Below are 23,891 nucleotides of genomic sequence, written 5' to 3'. Positions count from 1 at the left end.
CGGTGATCCCCGGACCCTGCGTGGAAACAGGGGGGCACAATGCTGAACGGTATCCGGATCATCGAGGTCGAAGGGCTTGGCCCCGCCCCCTTTGCTGCCATGCTGCTGGCGGATATGGGCGCCGATGTCATAACAATTCACCGCAAAGGTCAGGCAGCAACGCCAGGTATGCCGGAACGTTCAATCCTCGATCGCGGCAAACGGTCGATTGACCTTGACCTGAAAGACACCGCCGATCTTGGGATCGCAAAACGCCTTATCGCCTCGGCCGATGCACTGATCGAGGGCTTCCGCCCTGGCGTGATGGAAAAGCTCGGGCTTGGCCCGGAACCCTGCCTCGAGATAAACCCCAAGCTGATATATGGCCGCATGACTGGTTGGGGGCAGGACAGCCCCTTGTCTGACGCGGCTGGGCACGACCTGAACTACATCGCCCTGTCGGGAGCGCTTTGGTATGCGTCTCAGCCCAAGCAAGCACCGCAAACGCCGGCAACGCTGGTCGGTGACATTGGCGGGGGCGCCATGTATCTGGTCGCAGGTATCCTTGCTGGGCTTCTGAACGCGCAAAGAACCGGAAAAGGCGCCGTGGTGGATGCCGCGATATATGACGGCTCAGCCCATATGATGAATCTGTTGATGAGTATCGGCCAATCCGGCAACTTCTCGGACACTCGGGGCCAAAACCTGCTGGACGGGCCGCATTGGAGCCGCACCTATACCTGTTCCGATGGCGGCTTTGTGACGGTTCAATGCCTCGAACCCAAATTCTACATGCTGTTTCTGCAAAAGATGGGCCTTTCGGACGAACCTGACTTTCAATCGCAATTCGATCCCGCGACCTGGCCTGCCCTCACCCAGCGCCTGTCTGACATCTTCGCTGGCAAACCCCGCGATCATTGGGCGGGTCTATTTCAGGGCAGCGATGCCTGCGTCGCCCCGGTCCTCAGCCCGACGGAAGCGCAAGCCCACCCGATGAACACCGCACGCCAGACATGGCGCACGGCAGATGGCGCCCTGCAAGCCGCCGCTGCCCCGCGATTCTCAACCGCTGAATGGCACCCCAGACCCAGCCCAGCCCGCGGAGAGCACCGTCAGGACATCCTGAACGAACTCAACGCGAAGCAGGTTTCCGCCTCTTCATCTGGCTAAAAAAAATTTCGGGGTATGAATTGGCCGCAGGCTATGAAGGGGCTGACCCCCTTCCCCTGTTTACCGCCCGCGCACCGTGTCGATCATCAGTTGCACATTCTCCGGATCCGCATCCGGTGTGATCCCATGGCCAAGATTGAAGATATGCGGCCCTTTCGAAAACGCCTCAACGATCTTCCGCGTCTCATCAACCAAGGCCTGCCCGCCCGTCACCATATGTGACGAGGCCAGGTTGCCTTGAACACAGCCATCCACCTGCACATGCTCGGCTGCCCATTCCGGCGACACCGAGTTGTCCAGCGCCACGCAATCCACACCGGTTGCCTTTGCAAACCCGATGTACCCATCGCCCGCCTCACGCGGGAAGCCGATCACCGGAATGCCGGGATGGCGTTCCTTGACAGCTTGCGTGATCACCCGGCAGGGCTCGACCGCGTATTTCTGGAAGGCGCCGCCTTTCAGCGACCCGGCCCAACTGTCGAAGATCTTGACCACCTCGGCTCCGGCCTCGATCTGAGCAGAAAGGTATTCGATGGTCGCCAACGTAATCCGCTCCAGCAGCGCCTCGAATAGGACTGTGTTTTCCTCGCGCAGCGCATGAGCCGGGCCTTGGTCAGGCGTGCCGCGCCCGGCGATCATATAGGTCGCAACCGTCCATGGCGCGCCCGCGAACCCGATCAGAGTCGTCTCGGCCGGCAATTCCTTCGACAGGATGCGGACGGTCTCATAGACCGGCGACAGGGTCTCGTGAATGGCGTCCACCGGTTTCAACGCATCAAATTCCGATTGCTGCGTGATGGTCGACAGACGCGGGCCTTCGCCGGTGACAAACCACAAATCCGCGCCCAGCGCCTGCGGCACCAACAGGATGTCAGCAAACAGGATCGCCGCATCGAACCCATAACGGCGGATCGGCTGCAGGGTCACCTCGGCCGCCAGTTCCGGATTGTAGCATAAGGAAAGAAAATCCCCCGCCTGCGCCCGTGTCGCCCGGTATTCCGGCAGATATCGCCCGGCCTGGCGCATCATCCAGATCGGCGGCACGTCCTGCACCTCACCCGCCAGCGCCCGCAGCAGTTTCTTTGTCTCGGCCATCTTTGCCCCCAATCATCCGGTTTGCCGCAACGGGTCATCCTTCGGCGGCAATTTGTCAAGGTGTGCCCCCATTGTCAGGGCAATGTGACGCGACTAAAGCTGTGCGCATGACACTGAACCTGCCCACACCCGCCTCACCGCTGAAGATCGGCACACGTGGTTCGCCTCTGGCGCTGGCGCAAGCCTATGAAACCCGGCAACGGCTGGGCGCGGCCTTCAATCTGCCCGAAGACGCGTTCGAGATCGTGGTGATCAAAACCACCGGCGACAACCGCGCCATGATCGACGCGGATCGCCCGCTGAAAGAGATCGGCAACAAGGGCCTGTTCACCAAGGAAATCGAAGAGGCGATGCTGCGCGGCGATATCGACATTGCGGTACACTCCACCAAAGACATGCCGGTGGAGCAGCCCGAGGGTCTGGTGCTGGATACCTTCTTGCCGCGCGAGGATGTGCGGGATGCGTTCATCTCACCTAGCCTGAGCTCGATCCACGATCTACCACAGGGGGCTGTGGTTGGCACTTCGTCGCTGCGCCGCAAGGCGCAACTGCTGAACCGGCGCCCAGACTTGAACGTGGTCGAGTTTCGCGGCAACGTGCAGACCCGCCTGAAGAAACTGGCTGACGGCGTAGCAGATTGCACTTTTCTGGCCATGGCCGGCATCCGCCGCTTGAACATGGACGACGTCCCCGCCACCGCAATCGCGCCCGAAGACATGCTGCCTGCTATCGCACAGGGCACAATCGGTATCGAGCGCCGTAGTGGCGATTCACGCTCTGCGGGAATGCTGGACGCTATTCACCACGCTGAAACTGGTCAGCGTTTGGTTGCCGAACGCGCGCTGTTGGCCGCATTGGACGGTTCGTGCGAGACACCTATCGCGGGGCTGGCTGAAGTGCAGGGTGATCAGCTGCGCCTGCGCGGCGAGGTGCTGCGCCCCGATGGTTCTGAGGCGATTGCAGAAGAACTTACCGGCGCAATTTCCGACGGTGCCGAAATGGGCCGTGCAATGGCGCATTCGCTATTGAAAAAAGCTGGTCCGGGCTTCTTCGACTGGAGAAATTAAAGAAAATTCGCGTAATGTGACTTACTTCACTGTAGGTTGCATTCCGATCTGGCATCAAGGTGTCACACCGATGAGATGAAGGAACAGTCTCGATAAAGTCGAAAGTTTTTTCAGTATATTCGCTTAAGTGGTATTCGAGGGGGCGAGACTGAACTAAATCACTGATCGGTTAGGGCCGCTGTCATATTTCGACAGCGGCCTACTTCTTTTCAGATCAGGGTATCAGACAGTGCAGATCGCCTGCACGGCCTGATCAACGGCCATCCGGGTCACTTCCAAATCAGCTTCTGTCACAGCCAAAGACGGATAGAGCTTGCCCGGGGATTTGAAAATTCCATGCGCACGCAACGTATCGTTGTAGAGCGCATTGCGGCTGGGGTCGTCATGTTTGGCGTTGCGGTAGTCGCGACAGGCGGCATCGGTAAAGTAGATGTCGAACAGTGTCTCATCCCCGACGATCTGATGCGGAATACCGGCCTTGTTTAAGGCATCCACTTGCATCTGCTGCAACGCCGCACCGGTGGCGCGAAGCTGGTCATAGACGCCGTCCCGCCTCAGGACCTCCATGGTTTTCAGACCCGCGACCGAGGCCACCGGGTTGCCCGAGAGGGTGCCCAGCTGCATCAGCCAGCCTTCCTCACCCACCTGCGCCTTGTCGAAATGCTTCATGATCTCGGCACTCGCGCCCAGCGCGGCCAACGGAAAACCGCCGCCGATGATCTTGCCCAGCGTGCAGATATCGGGCGTCACCCCGTATCTTTCCTGCGCGCCACCATAGGCCAGCCGGAACCCGGTGACGATCTCATCGAAAATCAGCAGGACGTTGTGCTTGTCGCACAGATCACGCAGCCCCTGAAGATAGCCGGGCATCGGCGGGATGATCCGCTGCAGCGGTTCCACCATGATCGCAGCGATGTCGTCATGTTCGTCCAGCAGGGCCGCTACGGCCTCGAGATCGTTATAGGGCGCGATCAGCATCTGTTCGGCCACGCTGTCGGGGATACCGGCACTATCCGGCACTGCCTGCGGAAAGTTGACCCGACGACTGGGGGCGAGGCTCATCTGCGCCTCTGCGCTCATGCCATGATAGCCGCCTTCGAATTTCAGGATCTTGTTGCGCCTGGTATAGGCGCGGGCCAAACGGATGGCATACATATCCGCCTCACCACCCGAGGCAACAAAACGGACCTGTTCGCAGCAGGGCACAGCCTCGACGATGGCCTCGGCCAGTTCGATGCCTTTGGAGTTGTTGGCAAAAAATGTCATGCCCTTGGGCAATTGCTCCAGCACAGCCTCCATCACCTCGGGGTGGCCATGGCCCAGCAGCATCGGTCCGGAGCCGATCAGATAGTCGATATACTCGGTGCCATCCTCATCCCAGACGCGACTGCCTTCGCCGCGGGCGATGATGATACCGGGGTCGAAATTGCCAAATCCCCCGGCGGGCAGAACCTCATTCGCGCGGGTGATCCATTCGGATTGAGTGTTGATCTTCAGCATCTCACACGATCTCCAATATCGGGGAACCAAGGATTTCGGGGTCGGGGGTCACACCTAACCCCGGACCTTCGGGCGGGGCAATCCGACCCTTTTCACGGTTTGGTGCGTCCGGACATATGCGCGGGGCCACATAGGACGACAGATCGCAGGTGTTCAGCAGCGATCCATGCGAGGTCGAGGCAGCAAAATGCAGTGACGCGGCGGTTACAATATCCGAGCCCCACGTGCATTCGGCGCAAATCTCGGCCCCCAGATGCACGGTCAGGTCGCGGGCCCGGCGCATCGCCGACAGCCCTCCGAATTTCGACAGTTTCAGCGCCACCGCATCCATGCAGCCCAGCTCATGCGCGCGCAGCAGCGAGGCCAGATCATGGGCGTTCTCGTCGATCTTCATTGGCAGACCGGCGGCCTGCCTTACGGCGGCGCAATCTTCCAGCGTTTTGCAGGGCTGTTCCAGCATCACGTCCAGATGCGCCACAGCACGCCCTGTTCGCGTTGCCTGCAAGCGCGACGCGCCGCAGTTCCAGTCGCCATAGACCAACGGCCCTGGACCCACGGCCTCACGCACTTTGATCAGACGCTCGGCATCGGCTTGCCAATCAGCCTCAACCCCCAGCTTGACCTGAAATTGGCGAATGCCGGTCTGATAGGCGGTTTGTGCGATGCGTGCCATCTCATCCGGGGCAATGCAGGTGATCGAGTGGTAGAGCGGCATGTCCTTGCGCGTCCGACCACCCAGCAGAGCATAAACCGGCTGGCCGGTTCCCTTACCGAACAGGTCCCACAAGGCTATATCGACCATGGATTTGGCATAACGATGCCCCTGCAGAAACCCGTCCAATTTGCGCATCGGCGCGTCGGCACCGAACGGAGACATGCCCAAAATTTCCGGCCCCATTTCAGTGATCGCGGCCGGTACACCACCGGCATAGGCAGGCAGGTAATGCGGGATCGGACAGACCTCACCCCAGCCTTTCAGCCCGGTATCCGTCTCAAGACACAGGATATGAGAGGTCACGGTGGCGCAGGTTTTGCCCTCAGCCATGTGATAGGTCTCATGGCTGGTCAGGTCGACGGACCAGAGGGTTATCTTGTTGATCTTCATTCAACCCGTCCTTTGCGTTTCGTCGTGGCGCTTTCAGATGGGCCAGCCCCTCTCTTGGCCTCCGGCCAATTCACTCCCCGGGATATTTTTGGCCAGATGAAGAGGTGGACCATCATGGGGCCTCGTAGGTTGCGATTGGCTGACCCAGCGTATCTTCGTCTGGGTGTACGCCGAGGCCGGGTGTATCCGGCAGGTGCAGGTGGCCCTCGATGTTGCGTGGCCCGCGACCACCGGCGATATCGACGGTGATCATGTCCTGACAGGCCCAAACCGCATGGCAATTGTCATCCGGGATGGTGGCGGCCAAATGCAGCGCTTCGGTATCGGCCAGAACTGTGCCACCGGTCGCCATCACGAACATGTCGATCCCATGCGCCAGCGCGATATCCCGCATCCGTGCGGCTTTGGTCAGGCCGCCGACTCGGTTCAGCTTGATCCCGAATATCTCGGCCAGACCGTCGCGGGCAATGCGGGCAGCATCCTGCAGGGTGACAAGACTTTCATCCACCGACACGGGTGAGGCATGACGGCCGGCGATTGCGGCGATATCATCCAGCGTCTCGCCGGGTTGTTCGAACATAACGTTCAGGTCCTCGCAGGCGCTCATCACCCGCAGGGCCTGTTGCCGGGTCCAGCCGCGATTGACGTCGTAGAGGATGATCTCACCCGGACGCCGGATGCTTTCCACGTCGCGGACGCGGGCAATGTCGCGCTCCACATCACCGCCTATCTTTACCGAATGGGCGACGTAGCCCCGGTTGCGATAGCGTTCCATCACCTCCCGGGTTTCTTCGATGGTTTTCGCCCCCACAGACGAAGCAATCGGGCGGGGCGTTCGCGACCCACCGCCCATCAGATCGGCAATCGGCAGGCCCGCCGCCTGCCCGGCGATATCCCAGCAGGCCATGTCGATCGGGCTTTTGGCGTAGAGGTGCCCGGGCAGCGCGAGGTCCATCGCGCGCTCCACCTCCAGCACCTTACGCGGATCAAAGCCCAAAATGAACGGTGCCATCGTTTCAATTCCCGCGCGGATACCCGGCCCGTGTGCGGGCACATAGGTATGGCCCCAGGGGGTACCCTCGCCCCAACCGACCAACCCTGCATCGGTTTCGATTTTCACCAGCGTCGCGTCGAGCGTTTCGAACCTTAGCCGCCCGGCGGACAGCCAATAGGGATGCTCCAACGGCAGATCGACTTGGAAAACCGAGATCCGCGTGATCTTCATTTCAGTTCCACTTCGACAAAGGACATTGGAGTGTCTGCCGCGTTGATCACGTTGTGTTCGACCCCTTCATCGCGTCGATACGTTGTTCCAGCGGGAACCGTTACGTCACTGACCGACCCATCGGGCAATTCCAGACGCATTTGGCAGTCGGTGATGGCCGTAATGACATAATCCATCGTATGGCGGTGCCATCCCGTTTCTGCACCGGGCGCAAAGTCGAACCGCGTCACGCGAACCCGCGCATCGTCAATCATCTGAGTAGCGACCGCTTGCTGTCTCATAAGCTGAACTCCTCAATCGGTGGGCCAAGGCTGTCGAAATCCGGGGTCACGCCCAGACCGGGTGTATCAGTGGCATAGAGTTTGCCATCCCGCGTCTCAGGGCCGCCGATCCCGGTGGACCGGGTGTTATAGTTCATCAGGTCAGTGGTGTTCTGCAGAAACTCTTCAGGGGTCGAAGCCGCGAAATGCGCCACGATCGAGGTGGTGATCTCTCCGCCCCAGGTGTCCTCACTGACAACGGGAATGCGGTTTTCAACCAGGTAATCCCGCACCCGCCGCGCCTTGCTGAGCCCGCCGAGGTTCGAGATTTTCAGGCAGCAGATCTCGGCCCCGCGGTCGGCGACTATGCGCTGAGCTATATGCATACCGGTGACGCATTCATCCAGTTTCATCGGCTGTTCGGCCACGCGGCGGACCTGCTGGCATTCCTCATAGGTGCGGCAGGGCTGTTCCAGAATGAAATCCAAGTCACGCGTTTCCCGCGCCACCCGGATCGCATTGTCCACCCGCCAGCCCTGATTGGCGTCGGCCATGGCTTTTTCACCCGATTGCAGCAAAGGCACCGTGGTGCGGATGCGATCAATGTCGGTGACCCAATCGCCGCCGACCTTGATCTGAAACTGGCGATAACCCTGATCGCGGTAGACATTCATCTCGGCCACGGTCTCATCCACGGCCTTTTGCGGCGCCACCCGGTACATCGGCGCGCCATTGGTTAGTTTTCCACCTAGCATCATCCAGACAGGTTGATCACAGGCCTGCCCGAGTATGTCCCAGCACGCCGCGTCGAACGGGGCTTTGGCGTAGCCGTGCCCTTGCACCAGATGGTCCATCATCTGTTCGATGCGCCCTACCTGCCGTGGGTCCTCTCCCAACAGTTTCGGAGCCACCAGCCGTGCCAATGCCGCCACGCCCTCGGAATGGGCCACCATGTAGTTCTCGCCACACGGCGTGAACTCACCACATCCCTGCAGCCCGGCATCAGTGTCGATGACTACAACTGAGGCGATGGCCGTTTCAATCGCATTGCCCGCACCCCAGACATAGGCCCCGCCCACATAGGGCAGCCCGGTCTGATAGATACGGATGCGGGTGATCTTCATGCGGCGTCCATCCGTGGCAGATCGTCCATGCCTTCGCCACGCCAGAGGACAAAGGTCAGGATCGGTTGGTCAGTTGTGGTCATCGCGTGGCTCTGCCAGCTGTCATGATGGCGCGTCTGGTTCGGCCCGACAAAGCTGTCATCGCCCGCGATCCGGAACACAGCCCCTCCGGCCAGCGTCAAATACAGCTCTTCGGCCTGATGGCTGTGCCAGTCATAGTTCAGACCCGCCCCCCAATAGGCCACGTAACCCCTCAATTGGGTCGAGTGGAAATGACCGGTCGGGCCGAACAACTCATAATAGCCATAGCGTTGCAGGAAGTCGGCACCGACTTCATCCTCGGTATAGGTCACCTTCCAATGGGCCAGATGCGCCGTGGCCTTGATCGCGTCGGACAAGGCTTTGGTCGTTTCGCTGCAACCTGCATCGAAATTGCGTACCAGATCGACTGCGGGAATTGGGCTCGGCTCTAGTTGGGTTGTGGTCAGGTCTGTTGGCCACGTCCCGAACTCCGAAAGATCGGGATGCGCCTGATGCAGTTGTCGTGCGGCCACTAATACATCGTCCAGAGTCATGGGATCACCACTATATTCCCGGTGTGCTGTTTCGCGATGAAGGCAGCTTGCGCCTCGCGCAACTCCTCCAGCGGATAGGTGGCGGCGAGGGCGGGTTTGATTTCTCCGGCCTCAATGTATTTTACGAGGTTCCGCATCACCTGCGGGTCAATCACGGTTGACCCGGTGAAGGTCAGATCGCGCAGGTAGAAGGTCCGCAGGTCGAAATCGACCATCGGGCCGGCGATCGCTCCGGAACAGGTATAGCGCCCGCCGCGTTCCAAAATGTCGATCAGGTTCGGCCAATAGGGGCCGCCAACCACATCGGCCACCACGGAGATCATTTCATCGCCCAAAGCCGCGCGCAGGTTTTCAGGTGCACGCGACAGGATCATGTCCGGGCCCAGCTCCGCCACATCCGCGTGTTTCGCCTCGGACGCCAGCGCAATCACACGTGCGCCGCGCCGTTTGGCCAGTTGCACCAGCGCGCCGCCGACCCCGCCCGAGGCGCCGGGGACCAGCACCGTATCCTTGTCGGTCACATTGGCGCGGGTCAGCATCCCCTCGGCGGTGGAGTAAGAACACGAGAAGGTCGCCAGTTCCGCGTCCGACAGGTCAGACGTGATCGGCACGGCATTTACCGCGAGAGTCGTAGCGTATTCTGCGAAGCCGCCATCCCGTTCCGAGCCATAGTACCCGGTCTTGTCCATATTGCCGGGATCGTCCGGGTCACGCAGCCAACCATCGGTGATGACGCGTTCTCCGATGCGGCCACTGTCCACGCCCTCACCCACGGCCACGATTTCACCGCAGATATCGGCCCCCTGAATGCGCGGGAAGGTGATCGGGTTGCCGCCCCAAGTGGGATCGTCTTCACCCACCTCTTCGAACGCACCTCCGGTGGTCGCATCCGAGACCGTCTTAGAATACCAGCCTGAGCGTGTGTTCACATCGGTGTTGTTCAGACCGCAAGCAGCAACCTTGATCAGAACCTCTCCGGCCTTGGGTTCCGGGCGCGGCCAGTTTTCATGCAGCACCATTTGCTCCAACCCACCATGGCCCATCGTGACCATGGCTTTCATTGTGTCCGGCAGAGTCATCACGCGGTCTCCAATGCAGCGTCTGTGCGCGGCAGCTGGCTTTGTGGGTCATAAGCGGGTTCGCCCAGCACACGCGCTGCGCGGGGTGAGCCGTGGACCACGACCTGAAGGGCAGTTCCGGGTGTTGCAGCCTCGGGCTTGATATATGCAAAGGCGAGGATTTTACCGACCGTATGCCCATAAACCACCGATGCTGTTGATCCGACAACACGCCCGTCCAGCATCACCGCCTCACCACCGTGACCGTCAATCTCACCGTCGGGCTCAATCTCCAGATAGGCGCAGACCCATGGCAGGTCGGTGTTCAGGGTCTTGTCCTTGCCCAGATACTCCTTGTCGGTGCGGGCAAAGCGCAGCACGTCAGCCTCGGCCAGTGTGACCTCATTGGTCAATTCGCCTGCGCCTTTAAAGCCCTTCTCCATCCGCATCACGTTCATGGCAAAGCTGCCATAGTCGGTGATGCCGTGCGGCTCACCTGCCGCCCAGATCGCATTGTATACGTCGAGGCAGGCGGCGTCGGGCATATGCAGCTCCCACCCCAACTCACCAGCGTAGGACATGCGGAAGGCCCAGACTTTGTGACCCGCGATGGTGATCTCTTGCGCCGAGAGCCAGCGGAACCCGGCATTGGTCAGATCAGCATCGGTGCAGCGCACCAGCACGTCACGCGACCGAGGGCCGTTCAGTGAAAGGGCCGACCAGTCGGCGGACAGAGCAGTGATCTGCACATCCTCATCCACGCGCTGCTGCGTCAGATGATCCAGCAGGCGCTGTTCGAAGAAGGCGGCACAGACAAGATAGAAGCTGTCATCGGCCATGCGGACAATCGTTGTTTCCAACTCGATCCGGCCCCGGCGGTTCAGCATATGGGTCAGCGTGATCGAACCGACCTTTTGCGGCATCCGGTTGGCGGTCAGCCGGTCCAGCAGGGCATAAGCGTCCGGCCCCGAGACCTCGACTTTGGTGAAGGCGGAGACATCCATGATACCGACGCGTTCGCGCACCGCCTTCACCTCGGACGCGACCATGTCGTCGGCGCGGGTGCGACGGAAGGAGTAGTGATCGCACTGCTCGACCCCATCCCGTGCAAACCAGCGGGGACGTTCGAAACCATAAACCTCTTCATGCACCGCGCCCTTGGATTTCAGCAGTTCATAGAGCGGCGAGGGCTTGATCGGACGCCCCTCCAGACGGTTGAAATGCGGGAACGGGATTTCGTGGCGCAGGCAGTAGTCTTCCTCGGCCTTGATCACCTGCCAATCCTTGGTGGCATAGCTGCCGAACCGGCGCGGATCGAACTCGCGCATCGAGATATCGGCAGCCCCATGTACCATCCAACGCGCCAGTTCGCGTGTCAGACCCGGCCCCCAGCCAATACCGATCTGCGTCCCGCAGCAGCACCAGTAATTCTGCACACCCGGCGCAGGCCCGATCAGAGGGTTGCCATCCGGCGGATGCGAAATCGCGCCGTGCACGTCTCGCTGAATGCCCAGCTCGGCAAAGATCGGCATGCGGTTCAGGCTTTCCTCAAGCCACGGCATCACCCGGTCGTAATCCGCGTCGAACAGCCAGTTTTCATATTCCCACGGGCAGTGGTCATGCCAGACCGAGTTCGGGTTCTCTTTCTCGTAAATCCCGATCAGACCGCGCTGCTGCTCCATCCGGATATAGCCCGAAACCTTGCGGTCATCGCGGATCACCGGCAGTTCCTTGTCCAAATTCTGGAACTCGGGCACTGGCTCGGTCACGAAGTAATGATGTGTCATCGAGGTCATCGGCAGTTGCAACCCGGACCACTCGCCCATCTGACGAGCATAGGTGCCGCCCGCGTTCACCACATGCTCACAGGTGATGGTGCCCATCTCGGTTTCGACCACCCACTCGCCATTCTCGGCCTGCGTGATGTTGGTGGCGCGGCAGTTGCGGAATATGCGAACACCCTTCTGTCGCGCGCCCGTCGCCATCGCCATGGTGACATTGGTCGGGTCAACATGTCCGTCATCGGGCGTGTGCAGCGCGCCCAGGACGCCTTCGAGGTTGTAGAACGGGTGCAGCTCGGCCACCTTCTCGGGTCCGACCAGTTCGATGTTGAACCCCAGCGACCGGCCCACCGACAGGGTGTGGCGCAGCCAGTCCATCTCATCCTCGGTATAGGCCAGACGGAACGAGCCGCAGCCATGCCACGTCACGGGCTGGCCGGTTTCGGCCTCCAACTGACCAGAATACAGGCCAATGTTGTAATCCACGCACTTCCCAAGCCCAAAGCTTGAGGTCGAATGCGTGATCTGGCCCGCCGCGTGCCATGTGCTGCCACTGGTCAGTTCGGCCTTTTCCAGCAGGACAGTGTCACCGCCCCAGCCTTCATGCGCCAGATGGTAGGCCAGACCGACCCCCATGACGCCGCCTCCGACAATGACCACGCGGGCGTGGGTGGGCAAATTCTTCTCGGACATGACATTTCCTCTTCCCGAGTCGCTTTTCTGCTCGACAGGCTAATTCCACATTTGTACCATCGTCAATCATGAATGACACAAATGTATCATCAATCGTTCTCGACCGCCTCACAGAGGAATGGGATGCCTTGACGCCTGAGGCCCAGAAAGCCGCGCGTTACGTGCTGGAAAACCCAACGGATGTTGGGGTTTCAACCGTGCGCGAGATTGCCGAGGCGGCGAAGGTCAAGCCCAACACTTTTGTCCGAATGGCACGGCAGGTGGGGTTCGAAGGCTATGAAGATTTTCGCGCCCCGTTCCGCGACGCGATTCGGCAAGGCAACGTGTCGTTTCCCGATCGCGCCAAATGGCTTCAGGACATCGGCAAGTCCGGCGAATTGGGAGGCCTCTATGCGGATATGATCGGGGCAACGATCCGCAATATCGAGGAAACCTTCGCCGGAATCGAGCCCGCCCGCTTGGAGGCTGCAGCCCAAGATATCTGGAAATGCCGCCAAATTTTCACACTGGGCGTCGGCGTCAACAACGCGAACGCGCGCAATTTCACCTATCTGGCGTCAACCGGGATGAAACAGTTCCACGCCATCCCGCGTCCGGGCTCGACCCCGGTGGATGATCTGGCTTGGGCCGATGATCAGGACGTACTGATCGCCATGACCTGCCACCCCTACCGGACCGAAGTGATCGAAGCCGTGAAACTGGCCCGCGAACAAGGCCTGACTGTTGTTGGCATCTCAGACAGCCCGGCAAGCCCGGTGATCCTCGGCGCGCATCATGGGTTCGTCATTGCCGCCGATACACCGCAATTCTTCCCGTCCTCTGTCTCGACCATCGCGCTTCTGGAAACGTTGCTATCCTTCGTGATCGCCGTCGCCAGCGATGAGATTGTCGAGCGGGTGGAACGGTTTCATCAACGCAGACACCAACTCGGCATCTACGCGGAGGAGCCCGAATGAACGCCCCCCTGACCCATTCACTGGACGCGCGCTATTACACCGACCCTGCGGTTTTTCAGCAGGAAATGCAGGGGCTTTTGGCCCGAACGTGGCAGTTCGCAGGCCATGTGGCGCAGGTGCGGGAAACCGGCGATTATTTCGCCTTTGAAATCGCCGGGCAAAACCTGTTCTGCATTCGCGGCCGCGACGGGGAAATCCGGACCTTCTACAACGTCTGCCAACACCGCGCGCACGAAATGGTCACCGGCGCAGGCAACACTCGAGTCGTGGTCTGCCCCTATCACGCCTGGACCTATGAGCTATCCGGCCAATTGCGCGCCGGTCCCAATATCAAATCCGTCCCCGGCTTTGACCGTAGCGCTATCTGCCTGACCTCGGTGCGCACCGAAGTGTTCAACGGCTTCATCTTCGTCAATCTGGATAATGACGCCGCTCCGATGGACGAGTGGTATCCCGGTGTGCGCGAGGAAATCCGGGCCTTTGTGCCTCATATTGACGATCTGGAACCGCTGGAATGGGTCGAGATTGCTGAAAACTGCAACTGGAAGGTCAGTATCGAGAATTACTCGGAATGCTACCACTGCCCAACCAATCATCCGACCTTCGCCGAAGGCGTGGTCAAACCTGAAACCTACGATATCCAACCGGATGCCGACGGCGGCTATGTGCTGCGCCACACGACCGAGTGCCAAAGCCTCGACAAGATGACCTATCCCGTCGACCTGTCAGTGCCTCATGCGGGCGATTACCAGTCATGGTTCCTTTGGCCGATGTTCTCGTTCCAATGCTATCCGGGCAATGTGCTGAACACCTATCACTGGCGCGCAAACGATGCCGATCACTGCACCGTCTGGCGTGGGTGGTACACCGAAGGCGGCTCAGAAAGCGCGGTGATCCGGCAACTGGCCGTTCAGGATCGCGAAACCACGGTCGAAGAGGATATTCACCTGGTCGAATCCGTCCATCGTGGCCTCAAATCCCGCGGCTATCGCCCCGGACCGCTGGTACTGGACCCCGGTTGCGGCGTGATGTCAGAACACTCGATTGCCCGGCTCCAGCAATGGATGCGTGAGGCGGTGGACTGATGACCGTGGTGATCCGCCCATGCTGATGCCCGAAGAGTGGCGGTCGGAACATAAGCTGTTCCCGCATCAGGTGGGTTTCACCTGCCCGCCCTTCGATTTTGATGCGGCACCGTCGGATTTTCTGCGGATGTGCCCCGAGACGGTAGGGGTTCACGGGTGGATGCTGCATGTGCCGGACTATGTGCACGGGCTGGACCAGCGAAAGCAAAACTTCGGGATGCTCGAGGATTTCGTCAACTGCATGTCCCGCAACGGCGTCGATGTCTGCGGGCAGGTCGGATCGAACTGGGTCCATGCCTGCGGGTTGGGGGTTGAGGGCGTGCGTCAACACTGCACCGACCTGTCCGACACATACGGAACCCAGTTTCACATGGCCGGTTACGCCATGGTTGAGGCGTTGCGTGAGATGAATGTTGAAAAGGTCGCCCTGAACGCGGCCTATCACTGGCCCGAATGGTGGCAAGGCACCGTCGGCTTCCTGCGTGAGGCCGGGTTCGACGTGCTCTATGCGGGCAATTTCCACGATCAAGGATGGTTCGCCAGCCAGGAAGAGGTGAATAGCTATCGCTGGGTCTTTGACGGTGAGTTGGCGCTGAAAAGTTTTGAATACGTGGCCGAACGGGCACCCCAGGCCGATGCGATCCTGATCAACGGGATGTGCAATTTCCGAACCGGTCCGAATGGTTTGCCACAACGTCCACTGCATCTGGTGGATATGCTGGAATCTACCCTTGGTAAGCCGGTGATCGGTCACGACATCGCGCTTTATTGGCGCATCTTCAAATCGCTTGGTCTGTCGCCAGAAACACCGCGTGGACAGCTTTTGAAGCGGCTCTAACCCGGAGGTTCCAGACACATGCACAAAATCCTCGCGCTCTGGGCGGTGCCCCGGTCCACCTCAACGGCCTTTGAATGGATGATGCGGCAACGCGGTGATATGGATTGCCTTCACGAACCTTTCGGCGAGGCCTGGTATCAGGGCGAAGACCCTTTATGGCACCGGTTTAAGCCGGGTGATGTGACGACGCCCGGGCTGACGCTGAACAGTGTGTGGCAGGATATTCAAGCGCGCGCCGAAAAGGGACCAGTCTTCATCAAAGACTTCCCCCATTACATCAACCACATGTGGGATGCTCAGTTCCTGTCGCATTTCAACCACGCCTTCCTGATCCGCGATCCGGCGAAAACCATCACCTCGATGTACAAACGCTGGCCCGATTTTGCCGAGGGCGAAGTCGGCTTTCCCGAACAGCGCGCCCTGTTCGACTTGCTGACCGCGCTGAACGGTACTCCACCACCGGTGATCGACAGCGACGACCTGCTGGAAGACCCGCACGCCATGACGCAAACGTTCTGCGATGCCGTCGGAATTCCCTTTGTTGAAGACGCTCTGAGCTGGGAGGCAGGCGGCGACCCCTCGGCCCACAGTTGGTGGGATGGCGGGTCTTTCCACGCCAACCTTGCAAACTCGACCGGCCTTGCACCACAGCCCCGCAAATACGTGGAAATCGACGATGCCCCAGACCGGGTGAAACAGGTGCATCGCCGGATGAAACCGCATTATGATCACCTCTACAAACACCGCCTGACGCGCTGAAGAACCGGAGACTCCACATGGCAGATATTTTCGACGAAGACCTTTTCCTCAAAGGCTTGGAACAACGCAAAGGCACTCTGGGCGCCGAATACGTGGAAAAGAATCTCGCGGCTGCGGATGATTTCACACGCCCGTTTCAAGAGGCTATGACTGCCTGGTGCTGGGGCTTTGGCTGGGGCGACGACGTGATCGACGCGAAAACTCGGTCGATGATGAACCTCGCGATGATCGGCGCGTTGGGAAAGATGCACGAGTGGGAAATTCACTGCAAAGGCGCGCTGAACAACGGCGTGACCAAAGAAGAGATCCGGGCCATCATCCACGTGGTCGGCATCTACTGCGGTGTACCCCAGGCACTGGAGTGCTTTCGGGTTGCGCGCAAGGTACTTGAGGCAGGCTAGGCTTTTATAGGCTTATAGCCATTGCGCGTCGCTCTGAACATCGGCGGTGCGGGCCAAGGCCCGAGGCTGCAGGGCCGCCCCTTTCCATTCGTTCTGGAACCCCGATCCGTTCCAGCTCGAACCGGCCAACCGCACGCCCTACCCCCTTGCCCGATCTAACCAATCGGCGCACAATGGAGGTTCACACACTTGCGCCCTAGTTGCGCACCGTCACACGTTTCGCGACCGGGACGCCTTCGATGATACGGAGGGCCAAATGACCATTGCGACTCGTCTAAAACATCATCTGGATGCCCAAGGGCTTCCGTTTGACACCGTTCCCCACCCTTACGCTGCAACTGCCGCCGAATGCGCCGAAGCGGCCCATGTGCCCGGCGATCACCTCGCCAAATCGGTTCTTATCCACATGGAAGAAGGCCCGTTGCTTGCGGTTCTGCCCAGTAATCATCGGGTTGACCTGACCGCGCTGCAATCGATGATGAACCGCCGCCTCGGCTTAGCTCCAGAATCTGAAATGGATGGGCTGTTCGATGATTGCGCCTTGGGCGCAGTGCCGCCTGTGGGCGAAGCCTATGATCTGCCGACCGTCGTCGACGACAGCCTGACCGGCTTGGACAAAATTTGGTTCGAAGCAGGTGACCACAAAACCCTGATCGAAATGCGCGGCAAGGATTTCGATACGTTGATGAAAGATGCGCCGCATGGGGCCTTTTGCTGTATGCACTAGGTTCCGCGCTAAGCCACTCAAAGGCGATGATCCCCTTGACCAAAGCCAGATCGGCGTACTTCATTGAGGAATAGGGGTTGGAAACTTCGTCAACAACCACGGGGTGTCCAGAAAGACCACGAAATTAGGGGGATGCACGCTGGCAGGACGCAGACAATTGGTCTGCCGCAACAGCGGGTAAAACGATCAAATATGTCCGATATCGCGACCTGGCTCGAAAAAAACGGTCTATCAAAGTATGCGGGGGCCTTTGACGAGCACGAAATCGAGCTCGGTGATCTGACGGAGTTGACCGACGAGGACCTTGTGACCATCGGGCTTCCTCTTGGTCCGCGGCGGCGTTTCATGAAAGCAGTTCGTGCCAGCGCCGCAGACGGGCGTCATCCGCAAAACACGGCGCTCGGCCCGGCCATTGTGGCAGAGCGGCGGCAACTCACTGTCATGTTCATCGATCTGGTCGGGTCCACCGAAATAGCCCAAAGTGTCGATCCCGAAGATCTGGCCGAAGTTCTTCGATTGTTCAAGGAAACATGCGCTGCATCTGTTGCCGCCTTTGATGGTCACATTGCCAGCTATTACGGCGACGGGATCATGGTCTTTTTCGGATTTCCCCATGCCCACGAAGATGACCCCGAGCGTGCAGTTCGTGCAGGTCTGCGGATCATCAATGAAATCCCGGCCATCCGCACCCATGCGAAACTGAACGTCCGCATTGGGATCGCGACCGGCTTGGTTGTCGTTGGTGATCTACGCGGAGAAAAGATGTTTGAGGACGGCACGGCGATGGGCGAAACGCCAAACCTAGCCGCGCGTCTTCAGGCAATGGCGGATCCGGGCACACTGATTATCGCACCCACAACGCATCAGCTGGCAGGCGATGCTTTCGAATATGAATTGCGCGGCGCATTCAAGCTCAAGGGTTTTGCGAAAGAGGTTGAAGCCTGGCAAGTGACCGGCACGCGGGAGACCGTAAGTCGGTTTATGGCGTTGGACGATGTGTTGTTAAAGCCTTTGATCGGCCGTGCCTCTGAATATGAAACCCTGAATGAAAAGTGGATGTTGGCCAGCGCTGGTCAGGGGCAAGTCGTTCTGGTGTCGGGAGAGCCGGGAATTGGCAAGTCCCGGCTGGTTGAAGAGCTGCGCCAAAACACGTCGGGGGTGTCGCACACGCAAAACCGATATCAGTGTTCGCCCTACCATTTCGCGAGTGCGTTTTACCCTGTCATTCGCCAGTTCGAGATCGTGGCGGGACTTCGTCCTGACGATTCAGACGAAACAAAGCTCAAAAAGATTTCCTCGGTTCTGGGGGATCCGTCAGACCATGTGTTGAAACTGGCAGCGTCTTTGCTGTCTGTACCTTTCGAAGACCGACTGGGCCCACTGGATTTGACGCCGCAGAAGATCATGGATCAAACGCTGGGGATGTTGCTGAAAATACTGGCTTCGATGGCGGCGGAAAAACCAGTGCTTCTATTGTTTGAGGACGCGCATTGGGTGGATCCGACAACCAAATTGCTGTTGGACCGGATCGTGAATCAGATCAAAGACCTTCCGGTGTTGGTTGTGATGACATTCCGACCCGAATTCGACCCTGGATGGGCGTTACAGTCAAACCTTACGAAAGTTGTCCTGAGGCAATTGGACTTCCACCAGGTCAAACGCATTGTGGATGAAGTTGCACCAGGTCAGCCCATTTCGGATGAGATGTATGAAGTGATCGCCGCCAGATCCGATGGTGTCCCGCTGTACGTCGAAGAGGTGACCAAAGACCTCTTGGAATCAGGTGCTTTGGTCGAAAGTCATGCCACCCACCCGGTTGGTGCATCTTCTCCGTCAAGCCCGGTTCCCAGCACGTTGCACGATGCTTTGATGGCACGTCTGGATCGCCTGAGCTCAGCTAAGGAAGTCGCCCAGATTGGCGCGGTCATTGGCCCTCAGTTTTCTTATCCGCTGATCGCTGAGATTTCACGCTTTGGAGAGAAAGCGTTGCGGTCCAGTCTGGAGCTGCTGGTAGACGCGGGCATTGTCACGAAGGCGGCGGCGGGAGATCTGGAAACCTTTAGCTATCGTCATGCTCTTATTCGGGACACCGCCTACAACAGCCTGTTGAAAAGCGAGCGCCGTGTTTTGCACGAGCGGGTCGCCGAGACGCTCAATCAGGACGCACCTCACACAGGGGATTCCAGCCCGGAAATTCTGGCGCACCACTACACGATGGCCGGGATGAGCAAGCAAGCAATCGACTGCCGTTACCTTGCCGGTCAGCGCGCCGTTCAGCGTTCAGCGAACATCGAGGCAAACACGCAGCTTTCCCTGGCCATCGAACAGTTGCAGGAGCAAAGCCAAAGTGACGACCGAGATCGAAAAGAAATCGAGATACAGGTTCTCAGAGCAGGTGTCCTGCGTTCAACGGCCGGGATCGCCGCCGATGAAACCGGCTCTGTCTACGAACGGATCAGGGACCTGTGTGAGCGCGTCAAAGAAACCGGGCAACTTTTCCCGGTATTGAACGGCTTGTATTCGTTTCATTTGGTGCGGGCCGAGTACGATTTGGCCCGCAACGTCGCCGGAGAATTGCTGAATTTAGCAGATTCGACCGGTGAAACTCAGCACCGGATGGTGGCTCATCGGGCCATGGGTGCGGTGCTGTTTCACATAGGTGAGCTGAACCCAGCTTACGAGCACTTGAAACAGGCGCTCGAACTTTACAGTCGGGAACGGGATGGACATCTGGCGTTTATTTACGGGTCGGACCATGCCGCGATTACTTCGTGCTTCCTGAGTCTGGCCATGTGGATTCGCGGCGCCCCGGATAAGGCATTGGACATCCAGAATCAGGCAGTTGCCGCAGCCAGAAAGCTTGAGCATGCCCATAGCATCGCGCAGTCCCTCACCTACCTGTGCATGTTGCATCTGCTGCGCCGTGAACCCGATCAGGTGATTGAGGTTGTGGATCAACTTGAAGACTTGGCCTCAAAGCACTCATTTACGTTTATGTCCGTAACTGCAACGCTCTGGCGAAGCTGGGTGAATGCCTATGTGTCTTCCAACCCGGCCACGATCCGAGCCTTGCGAAATGCAGCAGAAGCCTGGTGGGCAAGCGGCGCGGGTAATTACAAGCCGTTCTTCCTGACGTTGATTGCGGAGGTCACTCTGAAAGCGGGTGACCGTAAATGCGCCTTGGATTTATTGACCGATGCGCGCGAGCACCAAGACCTGACAAAGGAAGGTTGGGCACAAGCCGAGACGGACCGGGTTTACGCGCTCGCGCGTTCCGGGCACGCACCGGCCGAGAACGAATTTCATGACGCTTTGCAATCCGCGCGACGACAGCACGCTAAGATGTTCGAGCTTAGGATTTCAGTAGATTATTTTAATCAATGCAAGAAAGTCTCGCTTGCGCCCGCTGCCGGTTTCGAACTTCGGACAGTTTTAGAAGCCGTGGAAGGAGGGGAGCGTACGACCGACGTTACTGATGCCCGTGCATTGCTGAATGAAGTAAGCGCTGGCTAGCTTTCAATTGGTCAGAACATGGCTATCCGAAAGGTTGAACGACGTATGGGCCCTCCCCAATTGATTTTTCAAACCGGGAAGAGATTCCAAACTGACCAAAAGCGCCATTGAGGTCACGCCTGTTGAAGCGAAAGACTACTTCGTATGGGACGGCCAGATGGCCGGGTTTGGGGTCCGCTTAATGCCCCTTCGGGGCTGAGACCTATCATGCGCAGTATCGCAGGCTTTGACAGACGCGGAATTGGATGGCTCGGAGTCATCTTTTGTCGTTGACGCCTTTCGATTGCTGGTTCTGTCCAGGCGTATCCATCACCACCATCGTCGCGTTTTGCAGGGTCCGGCCTGTGCCAAACTATTCTCTTGTGCTTCACTGGAAAATACAGTTAAGTATTTAATCTTCAATCGAAATTAGGCTTCGAGTCTGGGAGTTTGTATGTTTACAATCTACCCTTGGTTGAATACGAATTTGAGAACTGAATTCTGAGATGAGCACATGATGTTTATTCTGGCCCTTGTGGTCTACTTTGTCGCCTTGTGTATCGCTAAGGCCCTGTTCGACCCAAAGGTCATCAAGGAAAACGGTAAGATCATGCTCAGTGTCTTGCCGCTTTTCATCGTTCCTGCCGGGATGACGGCCTACATGGCCATTTACGGCATTAGTGGCGCAGGGCCTTACTGGGACGCTTGGATTACCAATCCCAATGACCGCGCGTATACCGACAAAATGGGCATCTTCATCATCGACGATGCGGTTGAAGAATTCTTCGCTATGTGGGTCGGTATCGCCTTTGGTTGGTATGATGGTCTGATCGGCTACGTGGTCGAGAACACTGAAATCGGCCGCCAATGGTGGGCTTCATTCCCGATGTATGAGGAAGCGTTTTTCGTAACGGCATTGGTGGCTTACGGCGTTCCCGTTGTTACGCTCACACTCCTGTTTGTGATCGCTTGGTTCTCGAAAGGCAACTGGTCTAAAATGGTTATCGGGGTCTATGCGTGGATGTTTATGGCCATCATCTCGGCGTCGGCCGGTGCCGCGCTGGGCTTCCTGACCGTGGCCATGTTCGCGGACGGCATTAAGCTGCTACTGATCGCCTTCTGTATCGCCATTGCAGTTGTTTTCCTGAATGGATTCGGTCGGACGCGCGTGGCTGTCGGCGTTCGCCTCCCGAAGTAGCTCTTCGTCGACATGGCACACTCAGAGTCCGCTAACCCCTTTTATTTCCGACTGATCCGCGCATTTTCTTGGGGATATTAGTGTCAGGGAATTGAGGTTTGGGATTCCGAAACGACCAGCCAGAAGAGCTTTGAAGTGAGAATAGGGCGTAGCAGTGAGCAAGGTAACCACAGGGTGAATTCGCTCCGGCTTGCTTCCACAGTGTTTTCCTTGGGGATGGCACAAAGCAAAAAGCCCCGCGTGATGCGAGGCTAAGTGTTTGATTTCCGACCTGTAAGATTGGTTGCGGGAGTAGGATTTGAACCTACGACCTTCAGGTTATGAGCCTGACGAGCTACCGGGCTGCTCCATCCCGCGTCAGGGTCGGAAAGTGTGATATCGTTTTAGAGAGATGGGGATTTTTCTAGGTTTGGCGGTGACCTACTCTCCCGGGGCTTAAGCCCAAGTACCATTGGCGCGGCAGTGCTTAACTTCCGGGTTCGGGATGGGACCGGGTGTTTCACTTGCGCTATGACCACCAAACCGAGGAAAATCCCCGTCGCGACTTTTGCGGAGCAAAAGCGCGACGCGCGGCAGGCAGCGTCTTTATCGCAGATAAAGGCGCGTTGCCGCACGGTTGTTGTCTCAATCAACATCGCGGCTAGGTGCTGCGACGCTATCCTTAGTCAAGGTCAGTGTATGCTTTTGGTGATTTGTCTTTCTGTTACTGGATCAAATCAAGCCTATCGGGCGATTAGTACCGGTCAACTGAACGCATTACTGCGCTTACATCTCCGGCCTATTGACGTGGTGGTCTTCCACGGCCCTCAGGGAGACCTTGTTTTGAGGGGGGCTTCCCGCTTAGATGCCTTCAGCGGTTATCCTGTCCGATCATAGCTACCCAGCACTGCCGTTGGCACGACAACTGGTCCACCAGTGGATCGTTCACCCCGGTCCTCTCGTACTAGGGGCAACTCCTCTCAAGTCTCCTACACCCACGGCAGATAGGGACCGAACTGTCTCACGACGTTCTAAACCCAGCTCACGTACCTCTTTAAACGGCGAACAGCCGTACCCTTGGGACCTGCTCCAGCCCCAGGATGAGATGAGCCGACATCGAGGTGCCAAACACTGCCGTCGATATGGACTCTTGGGCAGTATCAGCCTGTTATCCCCGGCGTACCTTTTATCCGTTGAGCGATGGCCCTTCCACTCGGGACCACCGGATCACTATGGCCGTCTTTCGACTCTGCTCGACTTGTCAGTCTCGCAGTCAGGCTGGCTTCTGCCATTGCACTCAACGAGCGATTTCCGACCGCTCTGAGCCAACCTTCGCGCGCCTCCGTTACGCTTTAGGAGGCGACCGCCCCAGTCAAACTACCCGCCACGCAGGGTCCCGGATCCGGATAACGGACCGCGGTTAGACATCAAGAGTGCGAAGGGTGGTATCTCAAGGGAGGCTCCACCGCGACTGGCGTCACGGTTTCAAAGCCTACCACCTATCCTGCACATCACAATCCTGATGCCAGTGCGAAGCTGTAGTAAAGGTGCACGGGGTCTTTCCGTCTAACCGCGGGAAGCCTGCATCTTGACAGGCAATTCAATTTCGCTGAGTCGATGTTGGAGACAGCGGGGAAGTCGTTACGCCATTCGTGCAGGTCGGAACTTACCCGACAAGGAATTTCGCTACCTTAGGACCGTTATAGTTACGGCCGCCGTTTACCTGGGCTTCAATTCAAGGCTCTCACCTCTCCTTTTAACCTTCAGGCACCGGGCAGGCGTCAGACCCTATACGTCGTCTTGCGACTTCGCAGAGCCCTGTGT

19 protein-coding genes, 1 tRNA gene and 2 rRNA genes (1 of these 22 cut by a window edge) are annotated in these 23,891 nt (G+C 58.5%); 10 read left to right on the top strand and 12 right to left on the bottom strand.

Translation table 11 applies throughout. From position 1 onward, the window contains the following. Positions 1-39: 39 nt before the first annotated feature. Complete coding sequence (locus ACXAGD_RS00575) at positions 40-1,149, top strand: CaiB/BaiF CoA transferase family protein (protein WP_475207876.1); 1,110 nt, start codon at positions 40-42, stop codon at positions 1,147-1,149. 60 nt (positions 1,150-1,209) lie between these two features. On the opposite strand, the gene hemE is transcribed toward ACXAGD_RS00575, so the two are convergent. Then, positions 1,210-2,244 (bottom strand): uroporphyrinogen decarboxylase, encoded by a 1,035-nt coding sequence (gene hemE, locus ACXAGD_RS00570; RefSeq protein ID WP_475207875.1) that lies wholly within the window; start codon positions 2,242-2,244, stop codon positions 1,210-1,212. Positions 2,245-2,351: 107 nt separating this feature from the next. On the opposite strand from hemE, the gene hemC reads away from it, so the two are divergent. After that, positions 2,352-3,311: a hydroxymethylbilane synthase gene (gene hemC, locus ACXAGD_RS00565; RefSeq protein ID WP_475207874.1), complete on the top strand. Its 960-nt coding sequence runs from the start codon at positions 2,352-2,354 to the stop codon at positions 3,309-3,311. 222 nt (positions 3,312-3,533) lie between these two features. On the opposite strand, the gene ACXAGD_RS00560 is transcribed toward hemC, so the two are convergent. The 8 genes from ACXAGD_RS00560 to ACXAGD_RS00525 all read right to left on the bottom strand — a co-directional run bounded on the left by ACXAGD_RS00560 (position 3,534) and on the right by ACXAGD_RS00525 (position 12,632). After that, on the bottom strand, positions 3,534-4,811 hold the full coding sequence (locus tag ACXAGD_RS00560) for an aspartate aminotransferase family protein (RefSeq protein WP_475207873.1): 1,278 nt from the start codon (positions 4,809-4,811) through the stop codon (positions 3,534-3,536). 1 nt (position 4,812) lies between these two features. Then, on the bottom strand, positions 4,813-5,916 hold the full coding sequence (locus ACXAGD_RS00555; RefSeq protein WP_475207872.1) for a mandelate racemase/muconate lactonizing enzyme family protein: 1,104 nt from the start codon (positions 5,914-5,916) through the stop codon (positions 4,813-4,815). Positions 5,917-6,028: 112 nt separating this feature from the next. Next, positions 6,029-7,141, bottom strand: coding sequence for a mandelate racemase/muconate lactonizing enzyme family protein (locus ACXAGD_RS00550; RefSeq protein WP_475207871.1), 1,113 nt, complete (start codon positions 7,139-7,141; stop codon positions 6,029-6,031). Continuing rightward, positions 7,138-7,422 carry a cupin domain-containing protein gene (locus ACXAGD_RS00545; protein ID WP_475207870.1) on the bottom strand — a complete coding sequence of 95 codons (285 nt, stop codon included), beginning with the start codon at positions 7,420-7,422 and terminating at the stop codon, positions 7,138-7,140. The genes ACXAGD_RS00550 and ACXAGD_RS00545 overlap by 4 nt, the downstream gene beginning before the upstream one ends. After that, a complete protein-coding gene (locus ACXAGD_RS00540) occupies positions 7,419-8,525 on the bottom strand; it encodes a mandelate racemase/muconate lactonizing enzyme family protein (protein WP_475207869.1) in 1,107 nt (368 codons plus the stop codon). The genes ACXAGD_RS00545 and ACXAGD_RS00540 overlap by 4 nt, the downstream gene beginning before the upstream one ends. Next, positions 8,522-9,100: a dimethylsulfonioproprionate lyase family protein gene (locus ACXAGD_RS00535; RefSeq protein WP_475207868.1), complete on the bottom strand. Its 579-nt coding sequence runs from the start codon at positions 9,098-9,100 to the stop codon at positions 8,522-8,524. The genes ACXAGD_RS00540 and ACXAGD_RS00535 overlap by 4 nt, the downstream gene beginning before the upstream one ends. Then, positions 9,097-10,179, bottom strand: coding sequence for an alcohol dehydrogenase family protein (locus ACXAGD_RS00530; RefSeq protein ID WP_475207867.1), 1,083 nt, complete (start codon positions 10,177-10,179; stop codon positions 9,097-9,099). Before ACXAGD_RS00530 ends, ACXAGD_RS00535 begins: the two co-directional genes overlap by 4 nt. Beyond that, positions 10,179-12,632: an FAD-dependent oxidoreductase gene (locus tag ACXAGD_RS00525; protein ID WP_475207866.1), complete on the bottom strand. Its 2,454-nt coding sequence runs from the start codon at positions 12,630-12,632 to the stop codon at positions 10,179-10,181. Before ACXAGD_RS00525 ends, ACXAGD_RS00530 begins: the two co-directional genes overlap by 1 nt. 68 nt (positions 12,633-12,700) lie before the next feature. On the opposite strand from ACXAGD_RS00525, the gene ACXAGD_RS00520 reads away from it, so the two are divergent. The 8 genes from ACXAGD_RS00520 (at position 12,701) to ACXAGD_RS00485 (ending at position 22,088) form a co-directional block, all read left to right on the top strand. Continuing rightward, positions 12,701-13,588, top strand: a complete 888-nt coding sequence (locus ACXAGD_RS00520; protein WP_475207865.1) for a MurR/RpiR family transcriptional regulator — start codon at positions 12,701-12,703, stop codon at positions 13,586-13,588. Next, positions 13,585-14,673, top strand: coding sequence for an aromatic ring-hydroxylating oxygenase subunit alpha (locus ACXAGD_RS00515; RefSeq protein ID WP_475207864.1), 1,089 nt, complete (start codon positions 13,585-13,587; stop codon positions 14,671-14,673). Before ACXAGD_RS00520 ends, ACXAGD_RS00515 begins: the two co-directional genes overlap by 4 nt. A 19-nt stretch (positions 14,674-14,692) precedes the next feature. Then, entirely contained in the window at positions 14,693-15,511 is an 819-nt protein-coding gene (locus ACXAGD_RS00510) for an aspartate racemase/maleate isomerase family protein (RefSeq protein WP_475207863.1), read from the top strand. 18 nt (positions 15,512-15,529) lie between these two features. Then, positions 15,530-16,270, top strand: coding sequence for a sulfotransferase-like domain-containing protein (locus ACXAGD_RS00505; RefSeq protein WP_475207862.1), 741 nt, complete (start codon positions 15,530-15,532; stop codon positions 16,268-16,270). 17 nt (positions 16,271-16,287) lie between these two features. Then, positions 16,288-16,671: a carboxymuconolactone decarboxylase family protein gene (locus ACXAGD_RS00500; protein ID WP_475207861.1), complete on the top strand. Its 384-nt coding sequence runs from the start codon at positions 16,288-16,290 to the stop codon at positions 16,669-16,671. A 256-nt stretch (positions 16,672-16,927) separates the two neighbouring features. Then, positions 16,928-17,398: an aminoacyl-tRNA deacylase gene (locus tag ACXAGD_RS00495; protein ID WP_170327301.1), complete on the top strand. Its 471-nt coding sequence runs from the start codon at positions 16,928-16,930 to the stop codon at positions 17,396-17,398. Positions 17,399-17,590: 192 nt separating this feature from the next. After that, positions 17,591-20,911 carry an ATP-binding protein gene (locus ACXAGD_RS00490; RefSeq protein ID WP_475207860.1) on the top strand — a complete coding sequence of 1,107 codons (3,321 nt, stop codon included), beginning with the start codon at positions 17,591-17,593 and terminating at the stop codon, positions 20,909-20,911. 493 nt (positions 20,912-21,404) lie between these two features. Further along, on the top strand, positions 21,405-22,088 hold the full coding sequence (locus ACXAGD_RS00485; RefSeq protein ID WP_475207859.1) for a hypothetical protein: 684 nt from the start codon (positions 21,405-21,407) through the stop codon (positions 22,086-22,088). A gap of 280 nt (positions 22,089-22,368) precedes the next feature. Here the strand turns inward: ACXAGD_RS00485 and ACXAGD_RS00480 are convergent. The 3 genes from ACXAGD_RS00480 to ACXAGD_RS00470 form a co-directional block, all read right to left on the bottom strand. Further along, positions 22,369-22,445, bottom strand: a tRNA-Met gene (locus ACXAGD_RS00480). 50 nt (positions 22,446-22,495) lie between these two features. Beyond that, positions 22,496-22,610: ribosomal RNA gene (gene rrf / locus ACXAGD_RS00475) — 5S ribosomal RNA — on the bottom strand. 190 nt (positions 22,611-22,800) lie between these two features. Next, positions 22,801-23,891, bottom strand: a 23S ribosomal RNA gene (locus ACXAGD_RS00470) (it continues 1,736 nt past the right edge of the window).

The organism is Ruegeria sp. ABF4_144 (genome assembly GCF_056160045.1).
The sequence above is the reverse complement of the archived record's forward strand: the minus strand, read 5'-3'. Positions and strand labels throughout refer to the sequence as shown.

Coding starts and splice junctions, on each gene's coding strand:
- ACXAGD_RS00520 (WP_475207865.1), top strand. CDS start 12,701: ATGAATGACACAAATGTATCATCAATCGTTCTCGACCGCCTCACAGAG.
- ACXAGD_RS00575 (WP_475207876.1), top strand. CDS start 40: ATGCTGAACGGTATCCGGATCATCGAGGTCGAAGGGCTTGGCCCCGCC.
- ACXAGD_RS00550 (WP_475207871.1), bottom strand. CDS start 7,141: ATGAAGATCACGCGGATCTCGGTTTTCCAAGTCGATCTGCCGTTGGAG.
- ACXAGD_RS00525 (WP_475207866.1), bottom strand. CDS start 12,632: ATGTCCGAGAAGAATTTGCCCACCCACGCCCGCGTGGTCATTGTCGGA.
- ACXAGD_RS00510 (WP_475207863.1), top strand. CDS start 14,693: ATGCTGATGCCCGAAGAGTGGCGGTCGGAACATAAGCTGTTCCCGCAT.
- ACXAGD_RS00555 (WP_475207872.1), bottom strand. CDS start 5,916: ATGAAGATCAACAAGATAACCCTCTGGTCCGTCGACCTGACCAGCCAT.
- ACXAGD_RS00495 (WP_170327301.1), top strand. CDS start 16,928: ATGACCATTGCGACTCGTCTAAAACATCATCTGGATGCCCAAGGGCTT.
- ACXAGD_RS00540 (WP_475207869.1), bottom strand. CDS start 8,525: ATGAAGATCACCCGCATCCGTATCTATCAGACCGGGCTGCCCTATGTG.
- ACXAGD_RS00500 (WP_475207861.1), top strand. CDS start 16,288: ATGGCAGATATTTTCGACGAAGACCTTTTCCTCAAAGGCTTGGAACAA.
- ACXAGD_RS00545 (WP_475207870.1), bottom strand. CDS start 7,422: ATGAGACAGCAAGCGGTCGCTACTCAGATGATTGACGATGCGCGGGTT.
- ACXAGD_RS00515 (WP_475207864.1), top strand. CDS start 13,585: ATGAACGCCCCCCTGACCCATTCACTGGACGCGCGCTATTACACCGAC.
- ACXAGD_RS00560 (WP_475207873.1), bottom strand. CDS start 4,811: ATGCTGAAGATCAACACTCAATCCGAATGGATCACCCGCGCGAATGAG.
- hemE (WP_475207875.1), bottom strand. CDS start 2,244: ATGGCCGAGACAAAGAAACTGCTGCGGGCGCTGGCGGGTGAGGTGCAG.
- ACXAGD_RS00535 (WP_475207868.1), bottom strand. CDS start 9,100: ATGACTCTGGACGATGTATTAGTGGCCGCACGACAACTGCATCAGGCG.
- ACXAGD_RS00530 (WP_475207867.1), bottom strand. CDS start 10,179: ATGACTCTGCCGGACACAATGAAAGCCATGGTCACGATGGGCCATGGT.
- ACXAGD_RS00485 (WP_475207859.1), top strand. CDS start 21,405: ATGATGTTTATTCTGGCCCTTGTGGTCTACTTTGTCGCCTTGTGTATC.
- ACXAGD_RS00490 (WP_475207860.1), top strand. CDS start 17,591: ATGTCCGATATCGCGACCTGGCTCGAAAAAAACGGTCTATCAAAGTAT.
- ACXAGD_RS00505 (WP_475207862.1), top strand. CDS start 15,530: ATGCACAAAATCCTCGCGCTCTGGGCGGTGCCCCGGTCCACCTCAACG.
- hemC (WP_475207874.1), top strand. CDS start 2,352: ATGACACTGAACCTGCCCACACCCGCCTCACCGCTGAAGATCGGCACA.